Consider the following 26,007-nt stretch of genomic DNA (forward strand, 5'->3'; position numbering starts at 1 on the left):
GAAGCGTTCAGCGCGTGCCCTGGAGATGAAACCGCACGGTCACGAGCGGATCGACTTTCAGAATCGCAAACTTGCGGATGACCGGCAGCCCGAAGTCGCGCGTGTCGAGCGCGGCCTCCCCATCGATCGCAAAAATCCGTCCGTCCGACGTCACGTCGATCGGAAATTCGATCTCCCGCATCGTGCCGTGGAAACGCAACTGACCGCGCGCCGTGAAACGGCCATCGGGTCGCGGCGTGAGCGTCGCAAGCACGAATTCCCCGTCGGGGAAGCGCTCGCTCTCCTCCCATTCGTTCATCTGCCGATCGCGCGCCGTCTTGCCCGTTTTCACGTCGGCGAATTTGAAACGGAAGGTGGCGGATTTGACCTCGCTGCCGCCCGAGTCGACGACGAGTTGCGCGTCGTAGTGATCGAGTTGCGCGACGAAAGAGTCGACCGTCGCCTTGACGGCGACCTGCACCTGCGAACGGACGTAGTCGATCGTGAGTGGCTGCGGTTCGGCGGCCAGACGCCCGCCGGCCAGCGCCAGCAGCGGAACGAGGAGAAGGAATGTTTTCACGGAATTGGGACGAGAGAAGGTGACCGCACGGACCGGATTCATTGCGCCGCGGCCACCGCCTCGGAAGGTTGGGTGAACAGCGCGCCGCGCCGATAGTCCGCCTGCTCGCCGGCAGAGAGTTCGCGATACAGCCCGTGCTGATAGAGATAGCTGGCGGTCTGATAATAGGCGATCGCCTCGGACGTGAACGTCGCCGGGCGATTCTTCAGCGCGTGCGTGGTGTCATCGTAGTCGAACTCCGCCGACTCGCGCACCGGCATGAGCATGCTGAGCACGCCGGGCTCGTAGAGTCCGAGTTTCTGGTAATTGCCGATCAGCGCGCGCCGATCGCCGCCGGCTTTGCGCACGTCCCAGCCAAAGAAGCGGCTCGCGTAGCTCCAGTTCAGCAAGCCGAGCAACGTCGGCGCGTAATCGACCTGGCTCATCAGCTCGCGCACGTGACCCGGCGCGATCTGTCCGCCGGGCGCGTAGATGAACAGCGGGATGTGATAATTCTCCACCGGCAGCGTCGTCCGGCCGGCGACCGACGCGCAGTGATCCGCGACGATCACAAACACGGTGTTCTTGAACCACGGCTTCGTCTCCGCCTCGCGCAGAAACTGGCCGATCGCGAAGTCGGTGTATTTCACCGCGCCGGCGCGTCCGCTGATCTTTGGCGGCAGGTCGATGCGGCCCTCCGGATACGTGTAGGGCCGGTGATTCGACGTCGTCATCACGAAGAAATGAAACGGCTTGCCCGCGGCGTGCTCGCGATCCGCCTCGCGCATCGTCCAGCGATACAGATCCTCGTCGCACGCGCCCCAGACATTGGCGAACGTCACGTCTTCGCGCCCGACGGCCGCGCGGTCGATCACACGATAGCCGTTGTTGCCGAAGAAATAGTTCATGTTGTCGAAGTAGCCGAAGCCTCCGTAAAGGAACGCCGTGTCGTAGCCGCGGCTGCGAAACACCGAGCCGAGCGTGAACAGATGCTCGTTGCGCGGCCGTTTGATGAGTGAGCGGCCCGGCGTCGGCGGCAGCGCAAGCGTCAGCGCTTCCATCCCGCGATCCGTGCGCGTGCCGGTCGCGTAAAGGTTGTCGAAGACGAGGCTCTTCTCCGTGAGTGCCTGCAGGTTCGGCGTGAGGTGCGACGCGCGATTGAAGACGCTCACGAAATCCGCGCTCAGGCTCTCGACCGTGATTTGAATGACATTCGGGTGCAGCTCGGGGCCGTCATTGGAAACGAAATGCAGCGTGTCGCGAGGCGCGGGCGAGTTCGCCACCGACGCAGACGTCGCCTCGCGCCCGCCGTGCTCCGCCAGTTCCTGGCGCACGCGGTGAAACGCTTCGTCGACCGGCAGCGTCGGATAGAACTGATCGTAATCGAGCTCGTTGTCGCGAAACGCGGCGAAGAGCGACCACACGCCGTCCTTCGCCAGCTCGCGGTTGTAGTTGTTGGCAAACGCCGGCAACTGCCGGGCCTCGAGCCCGAGCATCGCGATCGCCACGACTGCCAGTCCGGCGCCGCCCGCGCGCAGCCGCGGCCAGAACGGCTCGTGTTCGCTCTCGAGCCAGCGCCCGATCCATCCCGTGCGCAACAAGCCGGCGAAGCCCACCGCCGTCGCGACAAACAAGCCCGCGAAAATCGCCGGCAAGGGATACGATTCGCGAATGTTGCCGATCACCTCCTTCGTGTAGACGAGGTAGTCCACCGCGATGAAATTGAAGCGGACACCATACTCATCCCAAAACAGCCACTCCGCCATCGTGCCAAAGAGCAGCACGTAAAGCACCGCAAAGAACCCCGCATACGCGAGTCCACGCCCGATGCGCCAGCGAAAGAACCGCTGCGGCAGAATCGTCAGCAGCACGATCAACGGCAGCGACCACAGCAGCGCCGCGCCCAGATCGAACACGAGGCCCCAGCCGAAGGCCGCCAGCAAACTCGCGTCGATGGAGACCAGCCAGCGCGCCTTGAGCAGCAACGCGACCCGCAGCAGAAATGCCACGCCGACAAACAGAGCGACGAACAACACTACGCCCCCGTGACGCCGCTCGAGCGTCCGGGTCAGGATGGGAGGAAGTTTCACGATGAGAACAGCGTGAGACAACGCTACCCTCCGCGAATGAACGGCTCATGAACGTGGGATGAAAAAACGTTCACAAACCACCCCGTGCGCCGCTCCAGATTTTTGTCGCGCTCGCCGCCTGCTCTTCCCCAAATCGCCGTGACCATGGCGCCCGCGAAAAACTTCACGTTCATCTGCGGCCCCGACGACTTCCTCGTCGGCCGGCTCGGCGCGGAGAAATTCGCCGCGCTCGCCGCCGAGGTGCCGGACGAGTTTTCGCGCGAGGTCCTGAGCGGCTTCGCCGGCAACATGAGCGAGGTCGCCGACGCGGTGAACCGCTTCCGCGACGCCGTCCAGACCGTCTCGATGTTCGGCGGCCGGCGCGTCGTGTGGCTGAAAGACGTCAATTTCCTCGCCGACACCGTCACCGGCCGCGCGGAGGGCACGCTCAAGCTCGTCGAAGACCTGCAGGAAATCCTGGCGAAAATCGATCCGGCCGAAACCGCGGTCCTGATCACCGCCGCGCCCGTCGACCGCCGCCGCGCGTTTCCGAAATGGTGCGAAAAAAACGCCGATTTCACGCTGGTGGCCGCCGACGACGGCGACGGCTCCGCGCTCGAAGGCGTGGTGCTCGCGGAAGCGAAAAAACTTGGCGCCACGATCACACCCGACGCGACCCGGATGTTGCTCGCCAAAGTAGGCGCGAACACCCGCCTGCTCGTCGAAGAGGTGCACAAGCTCGCCACCTACGCGCTGCCGCCGGGCGACGCCAAAGCTGCCGCCGTCACGATCGAGGAGGCGCACGTCGCCGAGCTCACGCCGAACGTTGCCGAGGGCGATTTCTTCGAGGCGGCGGAGGCATTTTTCAGTGGCAATCTGCAATGGACCCTCGCTGCGCTCGAGCGGCAGTTCTTCGCCGAGCCGAACGCCGCCCGTCCGATCCTCGCCGCGCTGCAGAACCGCAACCGCATCCTGTTGCAGGTCCGCGCCCTGATCGACGCCGGCGCCGTGCGCCTCGGCCCGCGCGGACTCGACGGCCTGCCGAAAGCGGCGTCGCTCCACGGCGCGAAGTTCACCGGTGCGACCGAGAAGAGCTCGTTCAACCTCTTCACGCAAAATCCCTGGTATGTCGGCAAACTGGCAACCGGCGGAAAGCTGCCGCCGCTGCGCCGGTTGATCGACAACCAGCAGGAGTTCATCGCCGCCTTCGAGCAGTTGATCCAGCGTCCCGGAGAGCAGGAGGAAGTCCTCCGCGAGATGGCGACGCGCTGCCTGGCCGCCTGACGTGCGCTTGGCGCACCGCCCGCGGTCGTCGGCGCGGGCTCGACGACAAGCTCGGCGCATCCTTCGCCCGGCCCAAACCGCCCGCCGCATCCGCTTGCTCCATTCCGCAAGCGACGCACAAACGCAATCGCCTCCTTTTTCCGCAACCCCACCCCACGTCGCGTCCCAAGCAGAGTGTCATATAATGTATGACACTCTGTCCGGTCCGCTCGGTGGTGCGGAGGGTGGGTCCGGTCTTGCGGGACGCAGCGCCGGCGTCGAGGCTCGGGCTCGCATGTCCTCCCTCCCCGCTCAGTTCACGAACGTCACCGTCGTCACGAAGGCCAACATCTATTTTGACGGCAAAGTCGTCAGCCACACGGTGCTGCTCGCCGATAACACCAAGAAGACGCTCGGCCTGATTTATCCGGGCGCGTTTCACTTCGGCACCGGCGCGCCCGAGCGCATGGAGATCATCGCCGGCTCGTGCCGCGTGAAGATCGACGGCTCCGCCGAAACGCGCGACTACGCCGCTGGCCAGCACTTCGATGTCCCGGGCAATTCCGGCTTCGACATCGAGGTCACGAGCGGCATCTGCGAATACATCTGCTCGTTCCTGTAAGTTTTCCTCGGCGCACGGCAGCATCCGCTGCATCCGCGCACCGCGCTCAGTCCGCGCCAAGTTTCTCCCAGAGAAACGCGAACGTTAGCGCCACGCGCGTGGCGAGCTGCTCGCTCGTCACGCTGCCGTGATGGCCGCCTTCGGTGTTTTCGTAATAGTCCACGTCGTAGCCGAGCGCGTCCATCTTCGCGGCCATCTTGCGCGCGTGGCCCGGATGCACGCGATCGTCGCGCGTCGTCGTATAAAACAGGATCGGCGGCAGCTTCCGGCCGGGACTCACGTTTTGATACGGTGAATAGCGGCTGAGATACGCCCACTCCGCGGGCACGTCGGGATCGCCGTATTCCGCCATCCAACTCGCCCCCGCCAGCAGCCGGTGATAACGCTGCATGTCGAGCAGCGGATTCCCGCAAACGACCGCACCGTAAAGTTCCGGATGCCGCAGCATCGTTGCGGCAACGAGCAGTCCGCCGTTGCTGCGGCCCTCGATACCGAGCCGCGTCGGCGAGGTGATTTTTCGCGCAACCAGGTCGCGGGCGACGGCCTCGAAATCTTCGAAGCATTTGACGTGGTTTTCCTTCAACGCGCCGAGATGCCACTGCGGACCGAACTCGCCGCCGCCGCGGATATTCGCGAGCACGAACACGCCGCCGCGCTCGAGCCACAGTTTCCCATACACGCCGTGCAGGTCTTCGTAGGACCCCGAATAGGACGGCGTGAGCGAGTTTTCGAATCCGCCATACGAGAACATCCACACGGGATTGCGGCCGTCGTGACGCACTCCTTTTCGCGCGACGACAAAATACGGCACGCGCGTGCCGTCGGCGGACGTGCACCAGAACTGACGCGTCTCGAAGTTCTCGCCCGCGAACGTCGGCGCCTGCTGCTTCAACGCCACCGGCGACGTCGTCCCCGCCGGCACCCGATACAAAGTCGGCGGCGTCGTGAACGTTTCGAATTTCACCCACGCGTCGCCCGTCGCGTCGTCCAGACTGATCACGCTCAACGCGCCATTCTCGGGAAACGCGATCGTCTCGCGTGTCCATCCTTCCGCCGTCGGCGTCAACCGATCCAGCCGTCCGCGCACGTTATCGAGCATGCTCACGAAGATCGCGCGCTTCCCCACATGCGCTTCCTGCACGATCACGCTGTCCGTGTTCGCGACCAGCAGATCGATCGCACCCTCGTCGCCGCGAAGCAACGCCGGCTCGGCGAGCACGATGGCGCCGGCGGGAAACGTCTTCCCTGCAACCGCCCAATCTTCGCGCAACGCGATCACGAGCCGGCCGCGAAACGCATCCACAACTTTCGCCGTCGCCGGAATGGCGAGCGGCCGCACCGCGTCGCCGTCGATTTGAAAATACCGCGCCGTCCAAAACGTCTCCGCCTCCGTCAGCACGTGCACCGCGTCATCGCCCGAGCCGAAGCGGTTTGCCAGCACCCACACGCTTTTCGCGCTGCCTTCATGAATCGTCCTCGCATCCGCCAGCGGCGTGCCGCGACGCCACCGTTTCAAGACGCGCGGATAACCCGATTCCGTGAGCGAGCCTGGTCCGAAATCCGTGCCGACATACAGCGAATCGGCGTCGCACCAGGCGACCCGCGACTTCGCCACCGGCAGCACGAAACCACCGGGCACGAAGGCGCGCCTCGTCACGTCGAACTCGCGAACCTCCGCGGCGTCGCTTCCGCCCGGAGAGAGCTGGATCAGGCAGCGCGTCTCGTCCGGCTGCCGCCACACGGTTTCGCCAAACGCCCACGGCCGGCCCTCGGTCGCCGCGATGGCGTCGACGTCGAGCACCGTTTCCCAACGCGGCTCCGCCTTCGCGAGCTCCGCCGCCGTGGTGCGACGGAAAAGTCCGCGCGGATGCGCCTCGTCCTGCCACAAATGATACAACTGACCGCCGTGCGCCGCGACCTCCGGGATTCGTGACGCGGAATTCAGGACCGCCAGCGCGTCGCGATAAAGTCCCGCATAGTCCGGCCGCGCCGTGAGCCGCTCGGCGGTGCGTTCGTTGCGCGCGTGCACCCACGCGAGCGCTCGTTCGCCGTCGATCTGCTCCAACCAGCGGTAGCGATCGTCCGACTCCACCGGTGTCGCAGCCTGAACCTCCATCCAGGCTCCACTCCAAACCCACAGCCAGACGGCGGCGGCGCGACGAACTCCCCTTGAAATTGGCATGCGCGGACAAATACCTGCGTGGCGTCCGGGCGCACGCCGAATCACGAGAGGCACGATTCGCCGGCCGGCGTTTGCACGCGGACACGGTCCCGGGTAATCTCGCAGATGCAGCCCGGTTCGATCCGCCGCGAGAACGGCAAACTCCATTTTGAGATAGAGGAACGCGCCTTGCTCGCGTCCGCGAACGGCGACTTGCGAGTGGTGGATCCCGACGCGTTTCTCGAGTTTGTCGCGCGCAACTTCTTCACGCTCACGCATGATCTGCGCGGCGGGCAGCGGGCGACCTGGTGGGAGCGCTGGTGCGAATCGCTCGCCAAGGCTGCCGCCTCGACGGGCCATGGCGTGACGGATCGGCATGTCCCGGAACCGACCTGCGGGTGCGACCCCGAAGAACACGACGGCGGTTGAGCCGGGCGAAATTTCGCCGCCGATGCCGGTGGAACCAAACGGCGGGCTGGCGCTCCATGTCAGCCACCGAAGGACCTGTGGCACCGAATGAGCACTCTCGTTACGAACCGATCGCGTCTCCGAGAGCGCATCAACCGCTTGCGCTATCAGACGATGCCGCTGCTGTGGGCGCTCGTGCCGCCCACGGCGCTGCGCTTGCTGCCGGGAACTTCCGCCCAGTTCGGTCCGCCCCGACGCGCCGCGCGCTGGACTGAGTTTCGCCAGCGACCCGGGGTCGCTTGGCGCCGGGTTTTTCCGGAGCGCGTGCAGGTGCTGCCGCCGCCGTTTTTCTGCAACGATCCCGCCAACGCGCTCGCACGAGGCCGTGAAATCACCTGGCCCGAAGCGGGCGTCGCCGAAATCCCCGACGGCCGCGTGCTCGATGAAAACGCGTGGGTCGTCGGTCCGGGCGACACGTTTCTCGGCGATTTTTGTTTCATCGGTCACAATCGCCAGTCGCGCGTCTATCACATTGTGAAGCTGCATCCGGTGCAGCGGCTGCCCGGTCGCACGCTCAATCTTTGCAGCGCGCACGCCGTCACGAACTTCTTTCATTTCGTCATCGACTCGATCAGCCGCGTCGAGCTGGTGCGTCGCGCGGGCTACACGTGGGACGATTTCGACCGCATCCTGTTTCCGCGCTTCAGCAGTCCGATGACGGAGGAGATCGTCGACGCCGTCGGCGTGCCGCGCGACAAGATCCTGCGCATCGGCCGACGCGAACAGTTTCGCTGCGAGCGATTGATCCAACCGTCGTTCCCCGGGCCGCTCGCCTGCACGCCGTCGTGGGTCGTGGAGTTTTACCGCCAGCTATTTCCGCCGCCGCCGGGCCCGAAAACGCGGCGCCTCTATTTTCCACGCCGAGGCAATCGTCATCCGAGCAATGAGGCCGAGCTCGATGCGAAGCTGGCAGCACTGGGTTTCGAAACGATCGATCCGGTGAAGACGCCGGATCTGCGGCGCCGGCTCGGCGAGGCGAGTCACGTCGTCGGCGTGCACGGCGCGAGCCTGGCGAATCTGGTTTTCTGCGCGCCGGGCACGCGCGTGCTCGAGCTGATGCCGACGGAGATTTCCGAGCACTACAACCGCTGGTTTTACTTCACGCAATGCGTCGGCGGCGGCATGCCATATGGCGCGCTGATCGGCCGCTCGCGGAAACAGCGGTTGACGTCCTTCAGCCCGCAACCGAAAGCGCTTTTCGACCTGCCTCCTGGCGATCTCGATCGCGCACTCGACGCGCTGCTGGAGCGCGCGAGCTGAGCGCCCCGCTCATCGTCGCGCCGGCGAGGCGGGAGCATTTTTCAAACCGAGGCTTGTTCGTGGCCGCGCGATGCGAATCGTAGCCGCACATGGCCCGCCGCTCGAAGCGCTCCCGTCGCTCCTCTTCCTTCGCCCCCTTTTTTCTCTGGCTCAACCTGATCCTCGCCGTCGCGATCGGCGGCTGGTATCTGGTGCAACCCACGGAGCGCCAGGCCGACGTCCGGCGGCTTGTCGCAAACACGTTCGAGCGCAAAAAGCAGATCTCGCCGCTCGATCTCGCGCGCGACCTTTGGGAGCTTTACTACCGCGACGCCGCGGCCGGGCGGATCGCCACCGGCGACAAATCGCTGCTCTACGGCGGCGTGCCGCTCGATCGTTCGGCCGACGCCAACGGAGCACTGCGGATTTTGAAGAATCGCGGCTACGTCGTGGGCTACAGCGACGCGCGCGGGAACCCGGCATGGGTCGCCTATCGCGTGGCGGACCTGGAGAACATTCCCGCGACGCCCCCGCGACCGGAGAAATTCGAGGTCGATCGGCGCACGACGGCGCGCGTGTCGCCCGACGCCTATACGAACAGCGGTTACGATCGCGGCCATCTGGCGCCGAACTACGCGATCGCGATCCATTACGGGGCCGACGCGCAGGCCGAAACGTTTCTGATGTCCAACATCACGCCGCAGCTCCACGCGCTCAACGCGGGTCTGTGGAAGGAACTCGAGATGAAAATCGCGACCAGCTACCCGGCGCGTTACGCGGAGGTTTGGGCGATCGTCGGGCCGGTGTTCGGCGCGAATCCGCCGCGCCTGCCTGGCGGCGTGTTGGTGCCGGAAGCGTTCTTCGCAATCCTCGTCGACGAACATGAGGGGAAACTGCGCACGTTCGCGCTGCTCATTCCCCAGGATGCGGCGCCAAGCAACGACGTCGCGCGATTCCTGACGACGATCGACGAGATCGAACGCCGCACACAGCTCGATTTCCTGCCGGAGCTCGACGATGTGTCGGAAAACGAAATCGAGCGCGTCCGTGCCGCGCGCGTGTGGTGAGGCGGCGCCTGCACTTGCAGGCGGACGGCTTCGCGCTCTTTGTGAGACGATCGCTTTTCTTCGATGAACCTGACCAAGCACTGGGCCGCACAACTGGATGATTACGTGATCGATCTCGCCTGGTCGCCGACCGGCGCCGAGATCGCAGCCGCGAGCGCGTCCGGACCGGTGGCGATTTTCGATGCCAGGGAAGGCGCGCGTCAGCACGAGCTGCCCGGCCACACCGACGGCACCAATTGCCTCGCCTGGCAGCCGGCTTCCAGCTCCTCGCTCTCGGCTCCCGGCTCTGGACTCGTCCTAGCCACCGGCGGCCAAGACGGCGCCGTGAAATTCTGGGACGCCGCCGCCGGCCAGCACACCGCGTCCGCGTCGCTCGGCTCCGCCTGGGTCGAACATCTCGCCTGGCGCCCGCAGCCCTCCGGCTCTCAGCTCTCGGCTCTCGGCTCTCAGCTCCTCTTCGCTTCCGCCGGCAAAGACCTGGTCGCGCTGCGGCCCGATGCGTCGGTCGCGCACACGTTCAAGGCTGCGCCGAAAACGATTTCCGCCCTCGCCGCGCAACCGGCGGGCGGGTGTATCGCGGCGGCGTATTTTGGCGGCGTTTGCCTGTGGGACGCGGACGACTTCGTCGTGCAGAAGGAGTTTCCCTACAGCAACGGCATCGCCGCGCTGGCCTGGTCGCCCGACAACAAATGGCTCGTTTCCGGCAACCAGGATCCGTCGGTGCACCTGTGGATTCCCGAGACCGACATCGAGCTCCACATGAGCGGCTACGAAGGAAAGGTGAAATACCTCTCCTTCGATCACACGTCGCGCTGGCTGGCGACCGGCGGCGGGCGTGACGCCTGCGTGTGGGATTGCAGCGGCGAGGGCCCCGAGGGCCGCGAGCCGCAGATGTTTCCGCACGACGCGCCGATCTGCGCGGTGGCGTTTCAGCGCACGCACGGACTGCTCGCGAGCGCGAGCAACGACGGCGTCGTGCAGCTCTGGAGTCCCGACCGCAAACAGCCGCTGCGCGCGACCGTGCGGATGCCGGCCGCCGCGACGAAACTGGTCTGGTCCCCCGACGACGCCCAGCTCGCGATCGGCACCGAAAAGGGCCACGTCTTCGTCCTGAAATGCGAGGCGTGACCGTGGCGGGCGCCGGGCAACGTCAGAAGTCGAAGCCGAAGAGCACGCGCAGTCGTTGGTAATCGGATACGCGGACGTCGGGATTGTTGTAACGGATCTCGTGACGCGCGCCGATGGTCAGTGTCTCGGTCAGCTTCTTGTTGATCTCGAAACGGTTTTCCCAGCCGTCCGACTGGTCGGAGAGCGAGTAATACCACACGCCGCGATTCGTGAGCGAAATCCGCCACGGCAGCTTCGCCTCGAACTCCGCGAACATCGACTCGACCGTTTGCGAAAGCTGGTCGCCGCCGTTCACGACCCAGGTGTTGAACATGTTCTCCGAGACGCCGGCGCGGAGTTTGCGGGTTTCCTTGTTGAAGACGTTGATGCCCGCGCCGACCTCCTGCTGGAGCAGCAGGTAGTCGGCCGGCAGGCCGCCGCGATAGTAGGCGCGGTTCCACTCGAGCGTGGGCCGGTAAACGCCAAAGAATTTGCCCGGGAAATCGTGCCGCCACACGCCGTCACCGCGGATCATGTCGGTGCTCACGACCTCGTCGACCGAGCCATAATCGTAGCGTGCATTCAGCTGCACCTCGTCGCTCTTCCACTTCCGCTGCAACCGGGCCTCCACCGAAACCGTGCTGCGATCGCGCGCATCCTGCAGCGCCTCGGCACTCACCGCGAAGCGCCCGTGCCACGAACCGAAAAACTGCTTCAACTGGCGTGCCATCTCGCGCGGCGAGAACGGTCCGTGCTCGACCGTCACCGTGCCGGTGCCGCCTTCCACATCCACGACCGGCGCGAGCTCCGGCTCCGGCATTTTCGCGAGGATGACTTCCGCGTCGGCGGCCGACACGTGCAGCAGCCCGAAGCGCTCGGATTGAAACACGACGGTGTCGCCGATCTTTTCCACGAAATGACCGCGCACCCGGTCGCCGTCCGCAAAGACCAGTTCATCGAACGCCGGCGCGGGCGGCGGTTTCGGCGCATGCGCCGAGGCGTGATCGGTCGCCGGCGCGAACAAGGGATCCGAGGACTCGTCGGCGCGCGTCACCGTCGCCGCGCCGCATATCCCTGCTATCAACCACAGTCCGAGAAGCTTGCGGATCGTTCGGCAGGAGCTCACCCGCCGTTCGACGTCGGAGAATGTTAGCGGTTTCAGGAAATTATGCAGCATGCAGGCCCGCACCGCCTCCCTCCCGCGGAGCGACGTCGAGGTCGCGAACCGCGACGCGGGGACCCGCGCGTCAGTTGCAAGCGATGCAGCGGGCACCGTGCAGAAATTTCTCCAGCGAGGGAAGTCTCCGTTTTGGGAATGGGGATTTTTATTTCCCTTTATCGCGACTCCGTGCGCCGAACTTATGCGTATGCCCTTGAGCCGCGCATCGCCGAACTCACGCTGAGCGCATGCGCGTTTTCATGTCGCTGCTCGCTCTTGCCGTCGCGCTGACGCCCGCGGGTAGCCGCGCGAAAGACGCGGTCTCGATCGCGGCCGCGGCCAATCTCGTCTTCGTCATCGAGGACCTGAACGCCGCGTTTCGCGCGGAGGAGCCCGACACGCGCCTCACCGTTGCCACCGGCGCATCGGGCAATCTGGTCGCGCAGATCACACACGGCGCGCCGTTCGATGTGTTTCTCTCCGCCGACACCGACTACCCGCAGTCGCTGATCGCCGCCGGCGTCGCGGAGGCGGCGACTTTCAAAATTTTCGCGATCGGCCGGCTGGTGCTCTGGACCACGCGGCCCGTTCTCCTCCCGGACGTGCCCGACGCGGATCCGGCGACGCGCATCGCTGCGCTCGTCCGTTCGCGGGCCGTCCGCAAACTCGCGATCGCCCACATCGACACCGCCCCCTACGGTCGCGCGGCGAAACAGACTCTCGTCGCGCTCGGCCTGTGGGAAACCGCCCACCCCAAGCTCGTCGTCGGCGAAAGCATTTCGCAAACCGCGCAATTCGTCGAAACGGGCAATGCCGACGCGGGCTTCGTCGCGCTCTCCCTCGTGCTCTCGCCCAAACTCAAAAACCGCGGCGCCTGGCTCGAGGTGCCGGCGGCCTGGCACGAGCCGCTCGCGCATGGCGCCGTCCTCACCTCGCGCGGCGCCAATAATCCCGCGGCGGCGCGCTACCTCGCGTTTCTCGGAAGCGAGCGCGCGCGGGAGATTTTTCAACGCTACGGCTACGACGTGCCGTCGGCACGCTGAACCGGCGCCACGCCAGCGATGCGCAACTGCCGGCTGGCCGCGGACCTCGCCGGCGATTTAGCTGCATGAGCTTGTCCGAACCCGCCTCCACGTTTCTCGGTCTCTCCGCGCCGCTCTGGCAGTCGCTCGCGCTCACGCTGCGACTCGCGGCGATCACGACGCTGGTGCTCGGATTGCTCGGCCTGCCGCTCGCCCACTGGCTGAACCGGACGCGCTGGCGCTTCGCACCGTTCATCGAAACGCTCGTCACGCTCCCGATCGTGCTGCCGCCCACGGTGATCGGCTTTTATCTGCTGGCGGCGTTTTCGCCGCAGCATCCGCCCGGGAGCTGGTGGAACGCGCTGACCGGCTGGCCGCTGGCATTTTCGTTCACCGGCCTGGTGATCGCGTCCGTGTTCTATTCGCTGCCGTTCGCGGTGCAGCCGTTTCAAGCGGCGTTGCGCAGCGTGCCGTCCGAGTTGCTCGACGCCGGCGCCGCACTCGGCGCCACGCCGCGTCGCGTGTGGCTGCGCCTCCACCTGCCGCTCGCGTGGCGCGGGATCGCCGCCGGATTGACGCTCGGGTTCGCGCACACGCTCGGCGAGTTCGGGGTCGTGCTCATGATCGGCGGATCGATCCCGGGCGTCACCCGCGTGGCGAGCATCGCGCTCTACGACGAGGTGCAGAAACTCGACTATGCGCAGGCGCACGCGTTCGCGGCGACACTCCTCGTGCTCTCCTTTTTGCTGCTGTTGCTGGTCACGTTTCTGCAACGCCGGCGGCGCTGACCGCGCGGGCGCTTGACGCGTCTGGCACACTCGCGGCAACTCCCATCGCTTGATCTCCTCCGCCCTTCATCACCTTCAGCCGCTTTCGCTCTTCCACCGCTTGCTCGCGGCCGGGGGCATTGCGCTGATTCTGCTCCTCAGCGCGGCGGCGGTCAGTCCGGGACTGCACGACCGGCTGCACGACGGCGCGCACGCGGGCGAAACCAATCACACGTGCGCGGTGGTGTTGTTTGCGAGCGGGATGACGAGCGCCGTCGCGACGATCGCGATCGCCGCGCCCGCCATCGCCTGGCGCGACCGGATCGTGTTGCCGGCGGCGAAACTTTTTCTGTCGCCGCCGCGTTACCTGCGTCAGCCGGAACGCGGGCCGCCGGTTGGCTGAGTCGATCGTTTGCGAAGCTTGCGCGTGAGCGCCGCGGCCGTTTTCGACCGGCGTGCGCGGAAGCGTTTAGCCGTGGCGTGCGCCGATTGGGCGCCGCGCGGTCACGTCCGTTCTGCAACCCAATTCAGCATGTCACTTTTTCCTCGTTCCTCCTGTTTCCTTCTCGGCTCGGCGACGTTCGCTATAGCCCAGCCCACCACGCCGGCGCCGTTTCACGACGACGCGATCAGCCTCGACCGGCTCGTCGTTTCCGCCGGTTTCCACGACAAAACCGCCTTCGATCTCGCCCAAGGTTCGTCGATCCTCGCCGGCGCCGATCTGCAGCGACGCGCGCAGAGCACGCTCGGCGACACGCTCGACGGCACGCCGGGCGTGAACGCAACTTCCTACGGTCCAGGCGCGAGCCGGCCGATCATTCGCGGACTCGGCGGCGATCGCGTGCGTGTGCTCCAAAGTGGAATCGGCGCGCTCGATGCCTCGAACATCAGTCCGGATCACGCGGTCGCGATCGAGCCGCTGTTCGCCGAGCGCATCGAAGTGCTGCGCGGCCCCGCCACGTTGCTTTACGGCAGTTCGGCGATCGGTGGCGTGGTCAATGTCGTCGACAACCGCATCCCCGAACGCCCGCCCACGACACCGTTTTCCGGTGCGCTCGAGGTGCGCGGTTTCGGCGCGGTCGATGAAGCGACCGGCGTCGCGGCGCTCAGCGCCGGTTCGCGCGACTTCGCCGTGCAGGTGAATGCGTTGAAACAACACGCCGGCGACGTGCGCATTCCGGGCGTCGCCCGCATCGATGCCGACGCGCCGCCGGATCAGCCGCGCGGAATCCTGCCCAACAGCGACGTCGACACCCGCAGCGGTTCGCTGGGCGCGACGTGGTTTGGCCGGGCCGGTCATGTCGGGCTCGCGGTGAGTCGTTACGAGACGAATTACGGCGTGCCCGTCGGCGAGCCGATCAGCCTCGCACTGCGCCAGGAGCGGCTCGATCTCCATGGCGAACTCACGCAGCCGTTCGGCGTTTTCCGCGGGATGAAAGCGCAGCTCGGCTTCGGCGATTACCGTCACCGCGAAATCGCGGAGCACACGACCGTGAACACGACGTTCGAGAATCGGGCTTGGGAAGGTCGCGTCGAGCTGCCGCACGAATGGCGCGACGGATTGAGCGGTACGTTCGGCGCGCAAGCGAGCGGCAGCGACTTCGCCGCGATCGGTGAGGAAGTCGCCACGCCGCCTTCCGTCACCGAGACGCAGGCGATTTTCCTGCTCCAAGAATGGAAACGACGCGCGGTGACGCTGCAGTTCGGCGGCCGCCTCGAGCGGCAATCGCTGCGGCTCGGCGACGTGCCCGACGGTTTGCCGCCGGTTGACGGCTACGCGGCGCGCTCCGGCGAAACCCGCCGCGGTACGCGCGCGAGCGGCTCGGTCGGCGTGGTGATTTATCCGGCGAAGGATTGGTCCGCGGGCCTTTCGCTTTCGGTTTCCGACCGCTTGCCGACCGCGCAGGAGCTTTTCTCGAACGGGCCGCACGGCGGCACCGGCGCGTGGGAAGTTGGTCGTGCCGATCTGTCAGCCGAACGTTCCGTCGGGCTCGAATTCAGCGTGCGCAAGCGCGCCGGCTTTCTCACCGGCGCGATCAGCGCGTTCGTGAATCGATTCGACGGCTTCATTTTCGAACAACGCCTCGCCGACGATGCGATTCCCCCGGAGCTGAATGCGGAAGGTCTCACGCCGTATCAATTCACCGCGAAAGACGCGAAGTTCTACGGCGGCGAAGCGGAATTGGTTTTCCATCTGATCGAACGCGACCGCGACTCGCTTCATTTGCAGCTCACGTCGGACTTCGTGCGCGCCGAACAAACGAGCGATGGTCAACCGCTACCGCGCACTCCGCCCCGGCGGTTCGGCGCGGCGTTGCGTTACGAAAGCGGGCGTTTTCGCGGCGGGTTCGAAGTGCGGCGCATCGAGGCGCAGACACGCGTAGCGCTGGAGGAATCGACCACGCCGGGCTACACGTTGCTCAACGCCGACGTGAGCTATGGCTGGTTGAGTGGCGGTGCGAGCTACGAAGCGTTTCTGCGCGGGACCAATCTCACGGATGCGGACGCGCGCGTGCACGCGTCGTTCTTGAAAGAGTTTGCGCCACGGCCCGGACGCGGGGCGCTCGCCGGTTTGCGCCTGCGGTTCTGAGCCAAGGTGCCGATTACTCGCCGAGGCCAAACACGGCCTTGGCGTAGTTCTCGGCGGAGAATGGCTGCAGGTCTTCGGCCTGTTCGCCGAGACCGAGGAAATAGATCGGAATCTTCAGCTGACGATAAATGCCCACGATCGCACCGCCGCGGCTGGTGCCGTCGAGCTTCGTCACGACGAGGCCGGTGAGGCCGAAGCTTTGGTGAAAGATCCTCGCCTGCTCGATCGAGTTGGAGCCGAGCGAACCGTCGACGACGAGCCAGCGATGTTGCGGCGCGTCGGGATCGTTTTTCTGCAGCACGCGGCGGATCTTCGCGAGTTCCTCCATGAGGTTGCTCTTCGTGTGCAGCCGGCCGGCGGTGTCGACGATCAGATAATCGCGTCCGCGCGCGTGCGCCGTTTTCCAGGCATCGAACGCCACCGCGGCGGCGTCCGCGCCGGTGTGGCTCGCGACGATATCGAGTTCGAGGCGCGTGCCCCAGGTTTTGAGCTGCTCGACGGCGGCGGCGCGAAACGTGTCGCACGCCGCGAGCGTGACCGACCTGCCGTCCTGCTTGAGCCGCCAGGCGAGTTTCGCGGCGGTGGTGGTTTTGCCCGAGCCGTTCACGCCGATCATCGCGATCACGATGGGCTTTTTGTCGGCGGCGGGCGCGGCCGATTCAGCACCGCTCCCGTTCAGCACGCCTTCGCTGCCGGCGAGCACGCGCTGGAGCACGGCGCTGCCGATTTCGGCGGCCTGCTGGCCCTGGAGTTCCTTGTCCTTGCCGTAGGCCTTGCGGATCTCCTCGAGAATTTCCGTCGTGGTCTCGACGCCGAAGTCCGCGGTGTAGAGCGCTTCCTCGAGTTCCTCGAGCGACGCGGCGTCGATCTTGCGCCCGCCGAACAGGCCGCGCGTCTTCGTCGCAATCGCCGAGACGGTCTTCGAGAGACCTTCCTTAAACTTTTTGAAGAGACCGAACATTGCTCGTGTGCCCACGGAATACACGGATCACACGGAAACAAATTTCTTCCGTGTATTCCGTGTGTTCCGTGGGCCTGATTCTACTCCGCCTTGCGGGCATCGCGACCGACCTGGTCCTTCAGGCGGTCGAGGATGCCGTTGATGAAGCGCTTCGCGTCGGCGTTGGAGAATTGTTTAGAAAGGTCGATCGCCTCGTTGATCGAGACGACCGGCGGGATGTCCTTGCGGTAGATCATCTCGAACATCGCGAGTCGCAGGATCGCGAGGTCGATCTTGGCGATGCGGTCGAACTCCCAGTTGTGGGCGAGCGTCTTGATGCGTCCGTCGATCTCCTCGACGTGCTCGATCACGCCGTGAATGAGCTCGTCGCCGAACGCGTAGTGGTCGCGCGGATGCTCCATGTTCTCGAAGAACAACCGCAGGTCCTCGGTCAGGTTCTTCGGAGCGTTCATGCTCCACGCGAAAAGATATTGGAGCGCGGCGACACGGCCGTCGCGGCGCTGGGCAAATTGGGCCTTGCTCATCGGGAAAGGGATTTCTTCAGCGCGGCCATTTCGAGCGCGGCCGCGGCAAACTCCGCGCCGCGATCGATCCGGCCGCGGCAGCGGGCCTCGGCCTGGGCGCGGGTGTTGGTCACGATCACGCCGTTGATGACCGGGATTCGCGTGGCGAGTGCCACGCCCTGCAAAGCATGCGAAACGCTCTGCCCCACCATCTCGTGATGCGAGGTGTCGCCGCCGATCAGCACGCCGAGACCGATCACGACATCGCGGCGACCGCGCGCCAGTTCGCTGGCCGCCCAAGGCACCTCGTGGGAACCGGGCACGCGGACGACCGCGATCGCTTTTTCCTTCACGCCGGCGGCGCGCAATTTCGCGACCACACGGTCGAGCAGCGCGTCGACGAGCTCGCCGTTGAAGCGCGCCGCGACGATCCCGACGCGAAACGCGTCACCCTTGATCACCTTTTCACTCGGAGCAGCCAGACTCATGGACCGGCTATCGACGAGGCCAAAGCGGTTTTCGGCAACTCAAAACCCACGCCGGTTTCGGGCGGGGTCCCGGCCACGGTCAAAGCGGCACCTGCTCGACAATCTCCAAGCCGTAGCCGTCGAGGCCCACAACCTTGCGATTGCTGCGCGACATCAAGCGGATGCGGCGCAGTCCGAGCGCCGCCAGGATCTGCGCGCCGGTGCCGTAATCGCGGATGCTCATCGGCGGCGGCGCCTCGCCGGGCTTGGCGTCGAGCCGCCGGATCAATTCCGCGCCGCCATTCGCGTGCTCCATATAAAGCACCACGCCACGCCCGGCGCGAGCGACCGCTTCCAGCGCCGCGGTGAGCGAATGATGCGAGCCGTCGCCGCGCATGCGAAACACGTCGCCGAGCAAATTCTCACTGTGCACCCGCACGAGCGTCGGCTCCGCCGTCAACGCGCCCATCACCAACGCCAGGTGATGGCGTCCGTCGAGCTTGCTGCGAAAAACATGCAGCGAAAATTCCCCGAATTCCGAGGCAAACGGTCGCGTGCAGACCAGCTCGACGAGGTTTTCTCGTTTCGCGCGGTATTCGATCAGCTGCGCGATCGAGATCATCCGCAGGCCGAAACGATTCTTGAACTCGATCAACTGCGGCAGCCGCTGCACGGTGCCGTCGTCGTTCACCAGCTCGCACAACACGCCGCTCGGATGCAGGCCGGCCATCTGCGCGAGATCGACGGCGGCTTCCGTGTGGCCGGCGCGCTCGAGGACGCCGCCCGTGCGCGAACGCAGCGGGAAGACATGTCCGGGCTGCACCAGCTGCTCCGGGCGCGCCTCAGGATCGGCGAGGATGCGAATCGTCTGCGTGCGATCGTGCGCGCTGATGCCGGTGGTGATACCGTCCGCGGCGTCGACGCTGACCGTGAAATCCGTGCGCTGCACCTCGCGGTTGCGCTGCACCATCGGCCCGAGCCCGAGGCGGCGCAGTTGCGGCTCGATCGTCGGCACGCACACGATGCCGCTGCAGTAGCGGATCATCATGTTCACCGTTTCGGGGGTGGCCTTCGACGCGGCCATGATGAGGTCGCCCTCGTTTTCGCGACTCTCGTCATCCGTCACGATCACGAGCCGGCCGGCCGCGATGTCGGCAATGACGGATTCGACGGAGTCGAAAGGCGAAGTCTCAGAGGCGGACATGGGGGTTCGAAGATCGCGAGCCGGCGGAAGGTGTCAACGGCTGCGGGAATCGCGGCGTTGCGACCGGAAATTCACGGAGCGTAGGACACGTTGTAAGCTTCGACCGGGTCGTCGTTGCCCTCGACAAAGAGCGTGATCGAGAGCCGGAAATTGTGCGGCGGGCGGATGATGCGGGGGGAGCTCAGCGAGGTGCCGTCCGCGCCGGGATTGAGCACGAGCCGCTCGTCGCTCGGCTGATACTTCACGGGCCAGCGCAAGGTCGCGCGCGCCACGTCGGGTGCGGTTTTCTTTTTCTCCGCGTCGTAGAACGAGAGCACGAAGGTGCTGTTCACCAGTTCGAGGCCGAGATACGTGCCTTGCGGCCGCGGGATTTCGAGGCCCTTGATCTTCGGCGTCTCGGCGGCGGGCGGCGAGGATTTGCCCGGAGCTTTCGGAGTCGCCGCCTGCAAACCACCGGCCAGCAGCAGCGCCGCGACCGCCATTCCCGCGCGAAGGAGTTTCATGGGCGGCAGCCTGTCGGGCCGCCCGGCGGATCGCAAGCACCCGCAGGCGCACGGCGGTTTCGCCGAACGAGGATTTAGGCTCGTTATGACACGGCCGGGCTGCACGCTTTGCCGCGCACAACGGCCTATGAATTCTCATACCGGTTTCCGTCGCTGGCTGCCGCCGATCGGCTCGCCGGCCTACCATTTGATGCTGTCGGCGGTCGCGATCTTTGTGCTGGGTCCGCTCGGTGGCATCTCGGCGGCGTTCATGAATTTCTCCATCGGGTTTTTCATCGGCGGCCAGGTGCTCGCGGGGATTCTCGGAAGCGTCGTGACGCTGCCGTATGGTCCCGAGGGGAAGCATGGCGCCAACTACATGCAGACGATGGCGGCGTCGGTGGCGGGCTTGTGCGGCATGGGCGTGCTGGCGCAGGCGATGGCGTGGATGGGACTCGCGGAACCGCCGGCATGGCAGCTGATGTTGTATTTCATGTGCATCGGCATGTTCGGCGTCGGCCTGGGCATGCTCTATACGCCGGTGCTCGTCGATCGGATGCAGTTGTCGTATCCCTCGGGCTTCGCGGTCGCGAACATCCTGCGTGCGCTCACCGATCCGGTGCTGTTGCGCCGTTCGGTCGCGAAGCTGGGCGGCGGCATGTTCTCCGGCTACGTCGTGGGTTTCGGTGCGATGAAGATCGCGACGCTGGGCGCGATCGGAGTGTCGGCTTCGACGGTCGGCGCCGGGCTGATCGTCGGCGCGCGCATCGCGGTGCCGGCGCTCGTGGTGGCGTTGATCGGCATCTGGCAAACGCCGAACCTCATCGCGGCCGGCTGGCTCGAAGCGGGCGAACCGTTCCGCAAAATCGGTTTCATCATCGCGCTCGGCACGATCCTCGGCGCGGCGGCGGTCGACATCGTTTTGATCCTGATCGAAGCGGTGAAACGTTTCGCGCAACCCGCCGTGGCCGTGGCGGCGACCGAGGAATGGAAACGCGTGAACTCCGTCCGCCTGTTGCTGTGGATCGCGTTTTGGGGCGCGGGCGTGGTGCTCGTCGGCAGCCAGGTGCTGCACCAGCCGGTTTATTTTCTCACGATCTCGGTCGCGCTGTCGTTTGTGTTCGTGCTGATCAACGGCATCTCGCTCGGCATCTCCGATTGGAATCCGATCTCGAGCGCCTTCGTGCTGACGGTGTTCATCCTCGCGGCGCTCGGGCTGAAGGAGCCGACGGTCGGATTGATGTGCGCGGCGATCCTGTTCATCGCGTGCAGTGTGGGCGGCGACATGCAGCAGGACCGCTCGACGGGCTGGCGGCTCGGCACGAATCGCGTCGTGCAATTTCGCTACCAGGTGATCGGCATCGCGAGCGGCGCGGTGCTGGCCGTGGTGCTCGCGAAGGTGTTCATGAGCGCGTATCCGGTGCTGCTCGAGGATCAGTTCACGAATCCGGACGTGCCGGGCGCGCAACAATGGCAGTCGGCGATGACCTACAAGATCGTCGGCGCGCTCAAGGGTATCACGAACTCGCAGCCGCACGTGATGCAGGCGCTCTGGCTCGGCATCGGCATCGGTCTCGCGATCGAAATCCTGCGCAAGGTGATCAAGCGCTCGCGTCGCTACCAGACGTTCGTCACCAGCGGCAAAGGCGGACGGACCTTCGATTTCTGCTTCGATGCGGTGCTGCTCAGCAGTCCTTACGCGTCCTCGTTCGGCGGTTTCGTGGAGCTGCCGACAGTGCTCTGGTGGACGGCAGGCGGCGTGATCGGATCGCTCTTCACCACCTGGCACGTCCGGCGACTCGCGACGGTGCACGCGCCCTCCGGCGAAGCGGAGCTGCCGGCCGACATGAGCACGACGTCCCTCGTGGGCGGCGGCCTGATCGCCGGCGATTCGCTCGCGGCCTTGACCGTCGGCATCTACGGATTGCTTTCGACCGTGCTCTAAATTTCCCGGACGAGAACCTCATCAGCCGCGGATCTGCTGCGGCTTGGCCGAGGGCTTGGTCTTTTCTTCGCGCGAGGGGCCGACGGTGTCAGCGGCGACGGCTCCGCGCTGACCCATCGGCTCCTGGGGTGCATCCGTGGTATCCTTTACCGTCTGCCGCTCCATTTCGGCGTTCAGCTCCGCGCCGACCAGAATCGCATACGCGGAGAGAAACAGCCACATGAGAAACACGACCACGGCTCCGAGCGAACCGTAGGTTTTGTCGTAGCTGCCGAACTTCCCCACGTAGAGCGAGAACGCCAGCGAACCGAGCACCCAGAGCAGTGTGCCGACGCCCGCGCCCCACGTCACCCAGCGCCATTGCGGCTCATTGCGACTCGGGGCGAAGCGATACAACACGGCCAGCGCGATCATGAAACCAAGGACGAGCACCGGCCACCGCAGCCAGCCCAGCAGCGCCGAGGTATCTCCGCTCAAGGGCAGGAAGTTCAACAACGACGGCAGCACCGCCACGAGGCCGATCGCCAGCACCGCGCCGACAATCGCAAACAACGTCAGCCCGAGCGAGACGAGCTTCAGCTTGAAAAAGCCGCGCTTCTCGCGCTCGCCATACGCGATGTTGAGCCCGATGATCATCGCCTGAATCGCGCGCGAACTGCCGTAGAGCGCGATCGCCAGACTGATGGCGAGCCCGATGCCGGCCGTTTGGTTGTCCGAGGTCAGCCGCGTCATCTGCTCCTCCAGCAGCGGCATCACCTCGCCCGGCACGATCTGCCCCAGGGACGCGATTTGTTCGCTGACGCGCTGTGGGTCGGACACGAGCGCGTAGATCGCAACCACCGCAGCCAGCGCCGGCACCGCGGCGGAAAACGCGTAGAACGCCACGCCCGCGGCCACGATCGACAGGTTGTCCTCGGCCAGCTGCTGCTTGGTGCGCGACAGGATGTCGAGCCAGCCCCGGGCCGGCACCTCGCTCGGTTTGTCGGCGTGGCGGCCGCGGCCGGACTCACGGTTCGCGCGCGGGGCGGAGTCGTTTTGATTCTTCATTAGGGCTGGGCGTCTTCCGAGCACCGCCTGTGCCCGGCGGCGCCGGCATCCCGCCGCCGCAGCAAGCCTCTCAACGCGAGGCGGAAATCGACGCGTCTGTCTCCGCGGTGGCACTACACCGCCGTTGCATTGTGCCGCGGTCGCCGCCCGCAACGGGCAAACTGCAACGGCGCCCGCGCGCCCGGCGCTAATCCGAGCCGCTACGGATTTGCGCCTTCAACTCCCGCCAGCGGGCGAGCCGGTCCGCGATCTTCGCCTCCCACCCGACCGGCTTCGGCGTGTAGAGCGTCAGCGGTTTCTCGAGGTAATCGTCGCCCGAGATGTTCTCCGGATAGTCGTGCGAATACTTGTAGCCCTGGCCCTGCCCGAGCCGCTTGTTGGCCTGGCCGCTCTTGCTGCGGAGCGCCGACGGAATCGTCTGCACCGGTTGCGATTTCAGCGCCGCATGCGCCTCGCCCAGCGCGAGCGTGGCCGTGTTGCTCTTCGGGGCGGTCGCGATATAGAGCGTGGCGTGCGCGAGCGTAAGCTCCGCTTCCGGCAGGCCGACAAAATCGACCGCGTGATGCGCGGCGACCGCGAGCGGCAACGCCTGCGGGTCGGCGAGACCGACATCCTCGCTTGCGAGAATCACCAGCCGCCGCGCGATGAAGCGCGGGTCCTCGCCGCCCTCGAGCATCTTCGCCAGCCAATACATCGCCGCATCGGGATCGCTGCCGCGGCAGCTTTTGATGAACGCCGAGATCGTATCGTAATGCTCGTCCTCGTCGGCATCGTAACGAATCCGCCGCTCGCGCGCGAAAATCTCAAGCTCGTCCGCGGTCAGCTCCGCGCCTTCCGGCAGTCCCAGCACCAGAACTTCGAGCGCATTGAGCGCGCGACGCAGGTCGCCGCCGCACAGCACCGCGAGATCCGCGAGAATTTTGTCGTCGGCCGTGACGCCACGGGCCCCCAACCCCCGCTCGGTGTCGGCGAGCGCCTGCTTCAACACGCCGGCGACCGCGCTCGTCGCCAGCGGTTCGAGCCGGAAGAGATGACTGCGCGAGAGCAGCGGCGGGTTTACGTAAAAACCCGGATTGTGCGTGGTCGCGCCGATCAGCCGGACGGTGCCTTCCTCGACATCCGGCAGCAGCAGATCCTGCTGTGATTTGTTGAAGCGATGCAGTTCGTCGATGAACAGGATCGTGGCGGACTCCGGCAACTTCCGCGCGGTCGCAAGGATGTCGCGCAACTCGGCGACGTTGGACATCACTGCGTTGATGCGCACGAAGCGGCTGTTGGTTTCGCGGGCAATCGCCTCGGCGATGCTCGTTTTTCCACAACCCGGCGGCCCGTAAAAAATCAGCGAGCCGAAACGATTCTGCGCCACGAGGCGCGGCAGCAGGCTGCCCGGCTTCAAAATGTGGTCCTGGCCTACGACCTCGCTCAGCCGTCGCGGCCGCATGCGTGCGGCGAGCGGCTGGTGCGCCGGCTTTCTGGACGTCGACGCCGACGGCAGAGGCATTTCGTCGGCAAACAAATCGGGTTGATCCGCGGAAGGCATCGGGTGGAGCAGGCACGAATGAACCCGACGGTTCGGGAACGCAAACCGCCGTTCGCCCCGCGCTTCACACCACCCACACCCGCGAGGGCGAACGCGAAAAAGCAGTGTTCAGCTGCCGCAGGAAATGGTTAAAGAATTGCATGAAACCCCGCTGTCTTGGCCATCGCGCGCCTCTACTGTGGCTCGTGCTGCCGATGATGGCGGGGTTGGCCTTCGCGCATCGGATCGGAATCGGTCAGGCGGGCTGGCTTCTGACAGGAGCAGGCCTCGCGGCCGCTGGTGCGCTGCGAGCCGGTTTGTGGCGGCCGCGCGGCTTCGTTTCGCTGATCGCGCTGGCCATGTTCCTTGCCGGCTGGGCGAGTTATGCGCTGCACCGGCCGAAACTCGAAGCGTGGAAGCGCCTGCCGCCGCGCGAGGCGCGCCTGGGTTTGCGGGTCCTGCGGACGTTTGCGTCGGTGGAAGCCGGACGCGTCAGCGGCATCGCGCGAGTCGAGCAAACCGAAGCGCATCTGCGCGACCTCGTGGGACAACGGGTTTATTTCTCGCTGCAGCGAACCTCCGATTCGCCCGCGCTCGTCCTCCGGTCGTCGCTGATTTCGGCGATCGGCGTGCTCGCACTGCTGCCGGCGGATCCGCCAGCCAACAGTTTCGATGGTTATCTGGCCGACTCCGGCGTCAACTTCCGCTTCGGCCGCGGACGCCTGCTGGCGGAACAGGAGGCGCCCACCGTGTATCGACGCTTCTGCGCGCGCCAGGCGGACCGGCTCGCGGCAATCCTCGGCGCGGGCGTGGAGCAGAAGCAGCCGGAACTCGTCGGCGTGTTGCGCGCGATGATGCTGGGGCGGCAGAGCGAGTTGACCGACGAGCAGGAGACGCTTTTCCGACGCAGCGGGACGATGCATGTGTTTTCGATCAGCGGACTGCACATCGCCGTGATCGCGGGCGGGCTGCACGCGTTGTTGCTCTTGCTGCGCCTGCCGCGCATCGGGCAGTTCGCGATCGGGCTCGGTGCGTTGTGGCTTTATGTGGATATCACGGGCACGGTGCCGTCGGCCGTGCGGGCGTTTTGGATGGTGGCGCTGGTGCAGTCGTCACTGCTCTGGCGCACGCCGCGCAATCCGCTTTCGGCGCTCGCGACCTCGGCGCTGCTCGTGCTGCTGGTCGCGCCGCTGCAGCTCTTCAGCGCCAGTTTCCAGATGAGTTATGGCATCGTGGCCGCGCTGCTGCTGCTCGGACTTCCGCTCGCGGAAACCTGGCAGGCGCGACTGGCGCTGTTCCGCGATCTGCCCCCGGTGTCGTGGCGCTGGCACCACCGCCTCCGTGACGCGGGATGGCGCGCGATGCTCACCGCGACCGCGCTCGGTATGGCGGCGTCGCTCGTCAGCGCCGTGACCGGACTGATGTTTTTCAATCTGTTCACGCCGGCCGGACTCGTGGTGAACCTGTGGCTGATTCCGGGCACGTCGCTGGCGCTGCTCGCGGGTTTCGTCTCGCTGGTCTGCGGCCTGGTGGGATTCACGGCCGGCAGCGTGATCGCCAATCATGCCGCGGTCCTCGTGTTGTGGCTGATCGACGGGGGCGTGCGCATGTTCGCGGACTTGCCCGGCGCGTGGTTCGAGGGCGCGTTTCAACCGCCGGCGCTCGGCAGCGTGGCATTGGTCGCCTTGCTCGCCGCGATGGCGCTGGGTTACGCGCGGCACTGGCGAGGCTGGAACCGCGGCTACTGGACGCCCTTCGTCATCGTGGCAGTGGCTCTGGCAGCCGGCGTGAAGTTCGCCTGAACGCT

Annotated in this window: 23 protein-coding genes; 12 read left to right on the plus strand and 11 right to left on the minus strand. The window is 65.9% G+C overall.

What is annotated here, in order from left to right; translation table 11 throughout:
* Positions 1 to 7: 7 nt before the first annotated feature.
* Positions 8 to 559 (minus strand): YceI family protein, encoded by a 552-nt coding sequence (locus tag AC6RV7_RS04630; RefSeq protein WP_500092733.1) that lies wholly within the window; start codon positions 557 to 559, stop codon positions 8 to 10.
* A 38-nt stretch (positions 560 to 597) separates the two neighbouring features.
* Positions 598 to 2,628, minus strand: a complete 2,031-nt coding sequence (locus AC6RV7_RS04635; protein ID WP_500092734.1) for an LTA synthase family protein — start codon at positions 2,626 to 2,628, stop codon at positions 598 to 600.
* A 144-nt stretch (positions 2,629 to 2,772) separates the two neighbouring features.
* Here AC6RV7_RS04635 and holA point away from each other — a divergent pair, with 144 nt between their 5' ends.
* Together holA and ppnP are read left to right on the plus strand one after the other, a co-directional pair.
* On the plus strand, positions 2,773 to 3,891 hold the full coding sequence (gene holA / locus AC6RV7_RS04640) for a DNA polymerase III subunit delta (protein WP_500092735.1): 1,119 nt from the start codon (positions 2,773 to 2,775) through the stop codon (positions 3,889 to 3,891).
* 274 nt (positions 3,892 to 4,165) lie between these two features.
* Positions 4,166 to 4,492 carry a pyrimidine/purine nucleoside phosphorylase gene (gene ppnP, locus AC6RV7_RS04645; protein WP_500092736.1) on the plus strand — a complete coding sequence of 109 codons (327 nt, stop codon included), beginning with the start codon at positions 4,166 to 4,168 and terminating at the stop codon, positions 4,490 to 4,492.
* A gap of 46 nt (positions 4,493 to 4,538) precedes the next feature.
* Here the strand turns inward: ppnP and AC6RV7_RS04650 are convergent, their stop codons facing one another.
* Positions 4,539 to 6,674, minus strand: a complete 2,136-nt coding sequence (locus AC6RV7_RS04650) for a prolyl oligopeptidase family serine peptidase (protein ID WP_500092737.1) — start codon at positions 6,672 to 6,674, stop codon at positions 4,539 to 4,541.
* Between the two features lie 105 nt (positions 6,675 to 6,779).
* On the opposite strand from AC6RV7_RS04650, the gene AC6RV7_RS04655 reads away from it, so the two are divergent.
* The 4 genes from AC6RV7_RS04655 (at position 6,780) to AC6RV7_RS04670 (ending at position 10,555) form a co-directional block, all read left to right on the plus strand.
* Positions 6,780 to 7,082: a hypothetical protein gene (locus AC6RV7_RS04655; protein ID WP_500092738.1), complete on the plus strand. Its 303-nt coding sequence runs from the start codon at positions 6,780 to 6,782 to the stop codon at positions 7,080 to 7,082.
* Between the two features lie 87 nt (positions 7,083 to 7,169).
* Complete coding sequence (locus AC6RV7_RS04660) at positions 7,170 to 8,381, plus strand: glycosyltransferase family 61 protein (protein WP_500092739.1); 1,212 nt, start codon at positions 7,170 to 7,172, stop codon at positions 8,379 to 8,381.
* A gap of 89 nt (positions 8,382 to 8,470) precedes the next feature.
* The gene (locus AC6RV7_RS04665; protein WP_500092740.1) at positions 8,471 to 9,427 is read left to right on the plus strand and encodes a DNA/RNA non-specific endonuclease; all 957 of its coding nucleotides are present in this window, start codon (positions 8,471 to 8,473) and stop codon (positions 9,425 to 9,427) included.
* Positions 9,428 to 9,490: 63 nt separating this feature from the next.
* Positions 9,491 to 10,555 carry a WD40 repeat domain-containing protein gene (locus tag AC6RV7_RS04670; RefSeq protein ID WP_500092741.1) on the plus strand — a complete coding sequence of 355 codons (1,065 nt, stop codon included), beginning with the start codon at positions 9,491 to 9,493 and terminating at the stop codon, positions 10,553 to 10,555.
* 22 nt (positions 10,556 to 10,577) lie between these two features.
* Here AC6RV7_RS04670 and AC6RV7_RS04675 read toward each other — a convergent pair whose 3' ends face one another.
* Positions 10,578 to 11,660 carry a DUF481 domain-containing protein gene (locus AC6RV7_RS04675; RefSeq protein ID WP_500092742.1) on the minus strand — a complete coding sequence of 361 codons (1,083 nt, stop codon included), beginning with the start codon at positions 11,658 to 11,660 and terminating at the stop codon, positions 10,578 to 10,580.
* A 293-nt stretch (positions 11,661 to 11,953) separates the two neighbouring features.
* Between AC6RV7_RS04675 and modA the strand changes: the two genes are divergently transcribed.
* From modA to AC6RV7_RS04695, 4 genes are all read left to right on the plus strand, one after another.
* Positions 11,954 to 12,736, plus strand: coding sequence for a molybdate ABC transporter substrate-binding protein (gene modA / locus AC6RV7_RS04680; RefSeq protein ID WP_500092743.1), 783 nt, complete (start codon positions 11,954 to 11,956; stop codon positions 12,734 to 12,736).
* A 65-nt stretch (positions 12,737 to 12,801) separates the two neighbouring features.
* Entirely contained in the window at positions 12,802 to 13,503 is a 702-nt protein-coding gene (modB, locus tag AC6RV7_RS04685; protein WP_500092744.1) for a molybdate ABC transporter permease subunit, read from the plus strand.
* A 49-nt stretch (positions 13,504 to 13,552) separates the two neighbouring features.
* Positions 13,553 to 13,885, plus strand: coding sequence for a hypothetical protein (locus AC6RV7_RS04690; protein ID WP_500092745.1), 333 nt, complete (start codon positions 13,553 to 13,555; stop codon positions 13,883 to 13,885).
* 129 nt (positions 13,886 to 14,014) lie between these two features.
* Positions 14,015 to 16,072 carry a TonB-dependent receptor gene (locus tag AC6RV7_RS04695; protein ID WP_500092746.1) on the plus strand — a complete coding sequence of 686 codons (2,058 nt, stop codon included), beginning with the start codon at positions 14,015 to 14,017 and terminating at the stop codon, positions 16,070 to 16,072.
* A gap of 13 nt (positions 16,073 to 16,085) precedes the next feature.
* Here AC6RV7_RS04695 and ftsY read toward each other — a convergent pair whose 3' ends face one another.
* The 5 genes from ftsY to AC6RV7_RS04720 form a co-directional block, all read right to left on the minus strand.
* On the minus strand, positions 16,086 to 17,048 hold the full coding sequence (ftsY, locus tag AC6RV7_RS04700; protein ID WP_500092747.1) for a signal recognition particle-docking protein FtsY: 963 nt from the start codon (positions 17,046 to 17,048) through the stop codon (positions 16,086 to 16,088).
* A gap of 65 nt (positions 17,049 to 17,113) precedes the next feature.
* Complete coding sequence (gene nusB, locus AC6RV7_RS04705; protein WP_500092748.1) at positions 17,114 to 17,557, minus strand: transcription antitermination factor NusB; 444 nt, start codon at positions 17,555 to 17,557, stop codon at positions 17,114 to 17,116.
* Complete coding sequence (gene ribH / locus AC6RV7_RS04710) at positions 17,554 to 18,024, minus strand: 6,7-dimethyl-8-ribityllumazine synthase (protein WP_500092749.1); 471 nt, start codon at positions 18,022 to 18,024, stop codon at positions 17,554 to 17,556. Before ribH ends, nusB begins: the two co-directional genes overlap by 4 nt.
* A gap of 79 nt (positions 18,025 to 18,103) precedes the next feature.
* Positions 18,104 to 19,207: a 3,4-dihydroxy-2-butanone-4-phosphate synthase gene (ribB, locus tag AC6RV7_RS04715; protein ID WP_500092750.1), complete on the minus strand. Its 1,104-nt coding sequence runs from the start codon at positions 19,205 to 19,207 to the stop codon at positions 18,104 to 18,106.
* A 71-nt stretch (positions 19,208 to 19,278) separates the two neighbouring features.
* Positions 19,279 to 19,710: a hypothetical protein gene (locus AC6RV7_RS04720; protein WP_500092751.1), complete on the minus strand. Its 432-nt coding sequence runs from the start codon at positions 19,708 to 19,710 to the stop codon at positions 19,279 to 19,281.
* Between the two features lie 127 nt (positions 19,711 to 19,837).
* On the opposite strand from AC6RV7_RS04720, the gene AC6RV7_RS04725 reads away from it, so the two are divergent.
* Positions 19,838 to 21,634 (plus strand): OPT/YSL family transporter, encoded by a 1,797-nt coding sequence (locus AC6RV7_RS04725; protein WP_500092752.1) that lies wholly within the window; start codon positions 19,838 to 19,840, stop codon positions 21,632 to 21,634.
* A 21-nt stretch (positions 21,635 to 21,655) separates the two neighbouring features.
* Here AC6RV7_RS04725 and AC6RV7_RS04730 read toward each other — a convergent pair whose 3' ends face one another.
* Together AC6RV7_RS04730 and AC6RV7_RS04735 are read right to left on the minus strand one after the other, a co-directional pair.
* Positions 21,656 to 22,681 (minus strand): YihY/virulence factor BrkB family protein, encoded by a 1,026-nt coding sequence (locus tag AC6RV7_RS04730; protein ID WP_500092753.1) that lies wholly within the window; start codon positions 22,679 to 22,681, stop codon positions 21,656 to 21,658.
* Between the two features lie 187 nt (positions 22,682 to 22,868).
* The gene (locus tag AC6RV7_RS04735; RefSeq protein WP_500092754.1) at positions 22,869 to 24,221 is read right to left on the minus strand and encodes a replication-associated recombination protein A; all 1,353 of its coding nucleotides are present in this window, start codon (positions 24,219 to 24,221) and stop codon (positions 22,869 to 22,871) included.
* 140 nt (positions 24,222 to 24,361) lie between these two features.
* On the opposite strand from AC6RV7_RS04735, the gene AC6RV7_RS04740 reads away from it, so the two are divergent.
* Positions 24,362 to 26,002 carry a ComEC/Rec2 family competence protein gene (locus tag AC6RV7_RS04740; RefSeq protein WP_500092755.1) on the plus strand — a complete coding sequence of 547 codons (1,641 nt, stop codon included), beginning with the start codon at positions 24,362 to 24,364 and terminating at the stop codon, positions 26,000 to 26,002.
* Positions 26,003 to 26,007: the final 5 nt, after the last annotated feature.

The sequence above is a fragment of the Opitutus sp. sgz309028 genome (assembly GCF_059821195.1).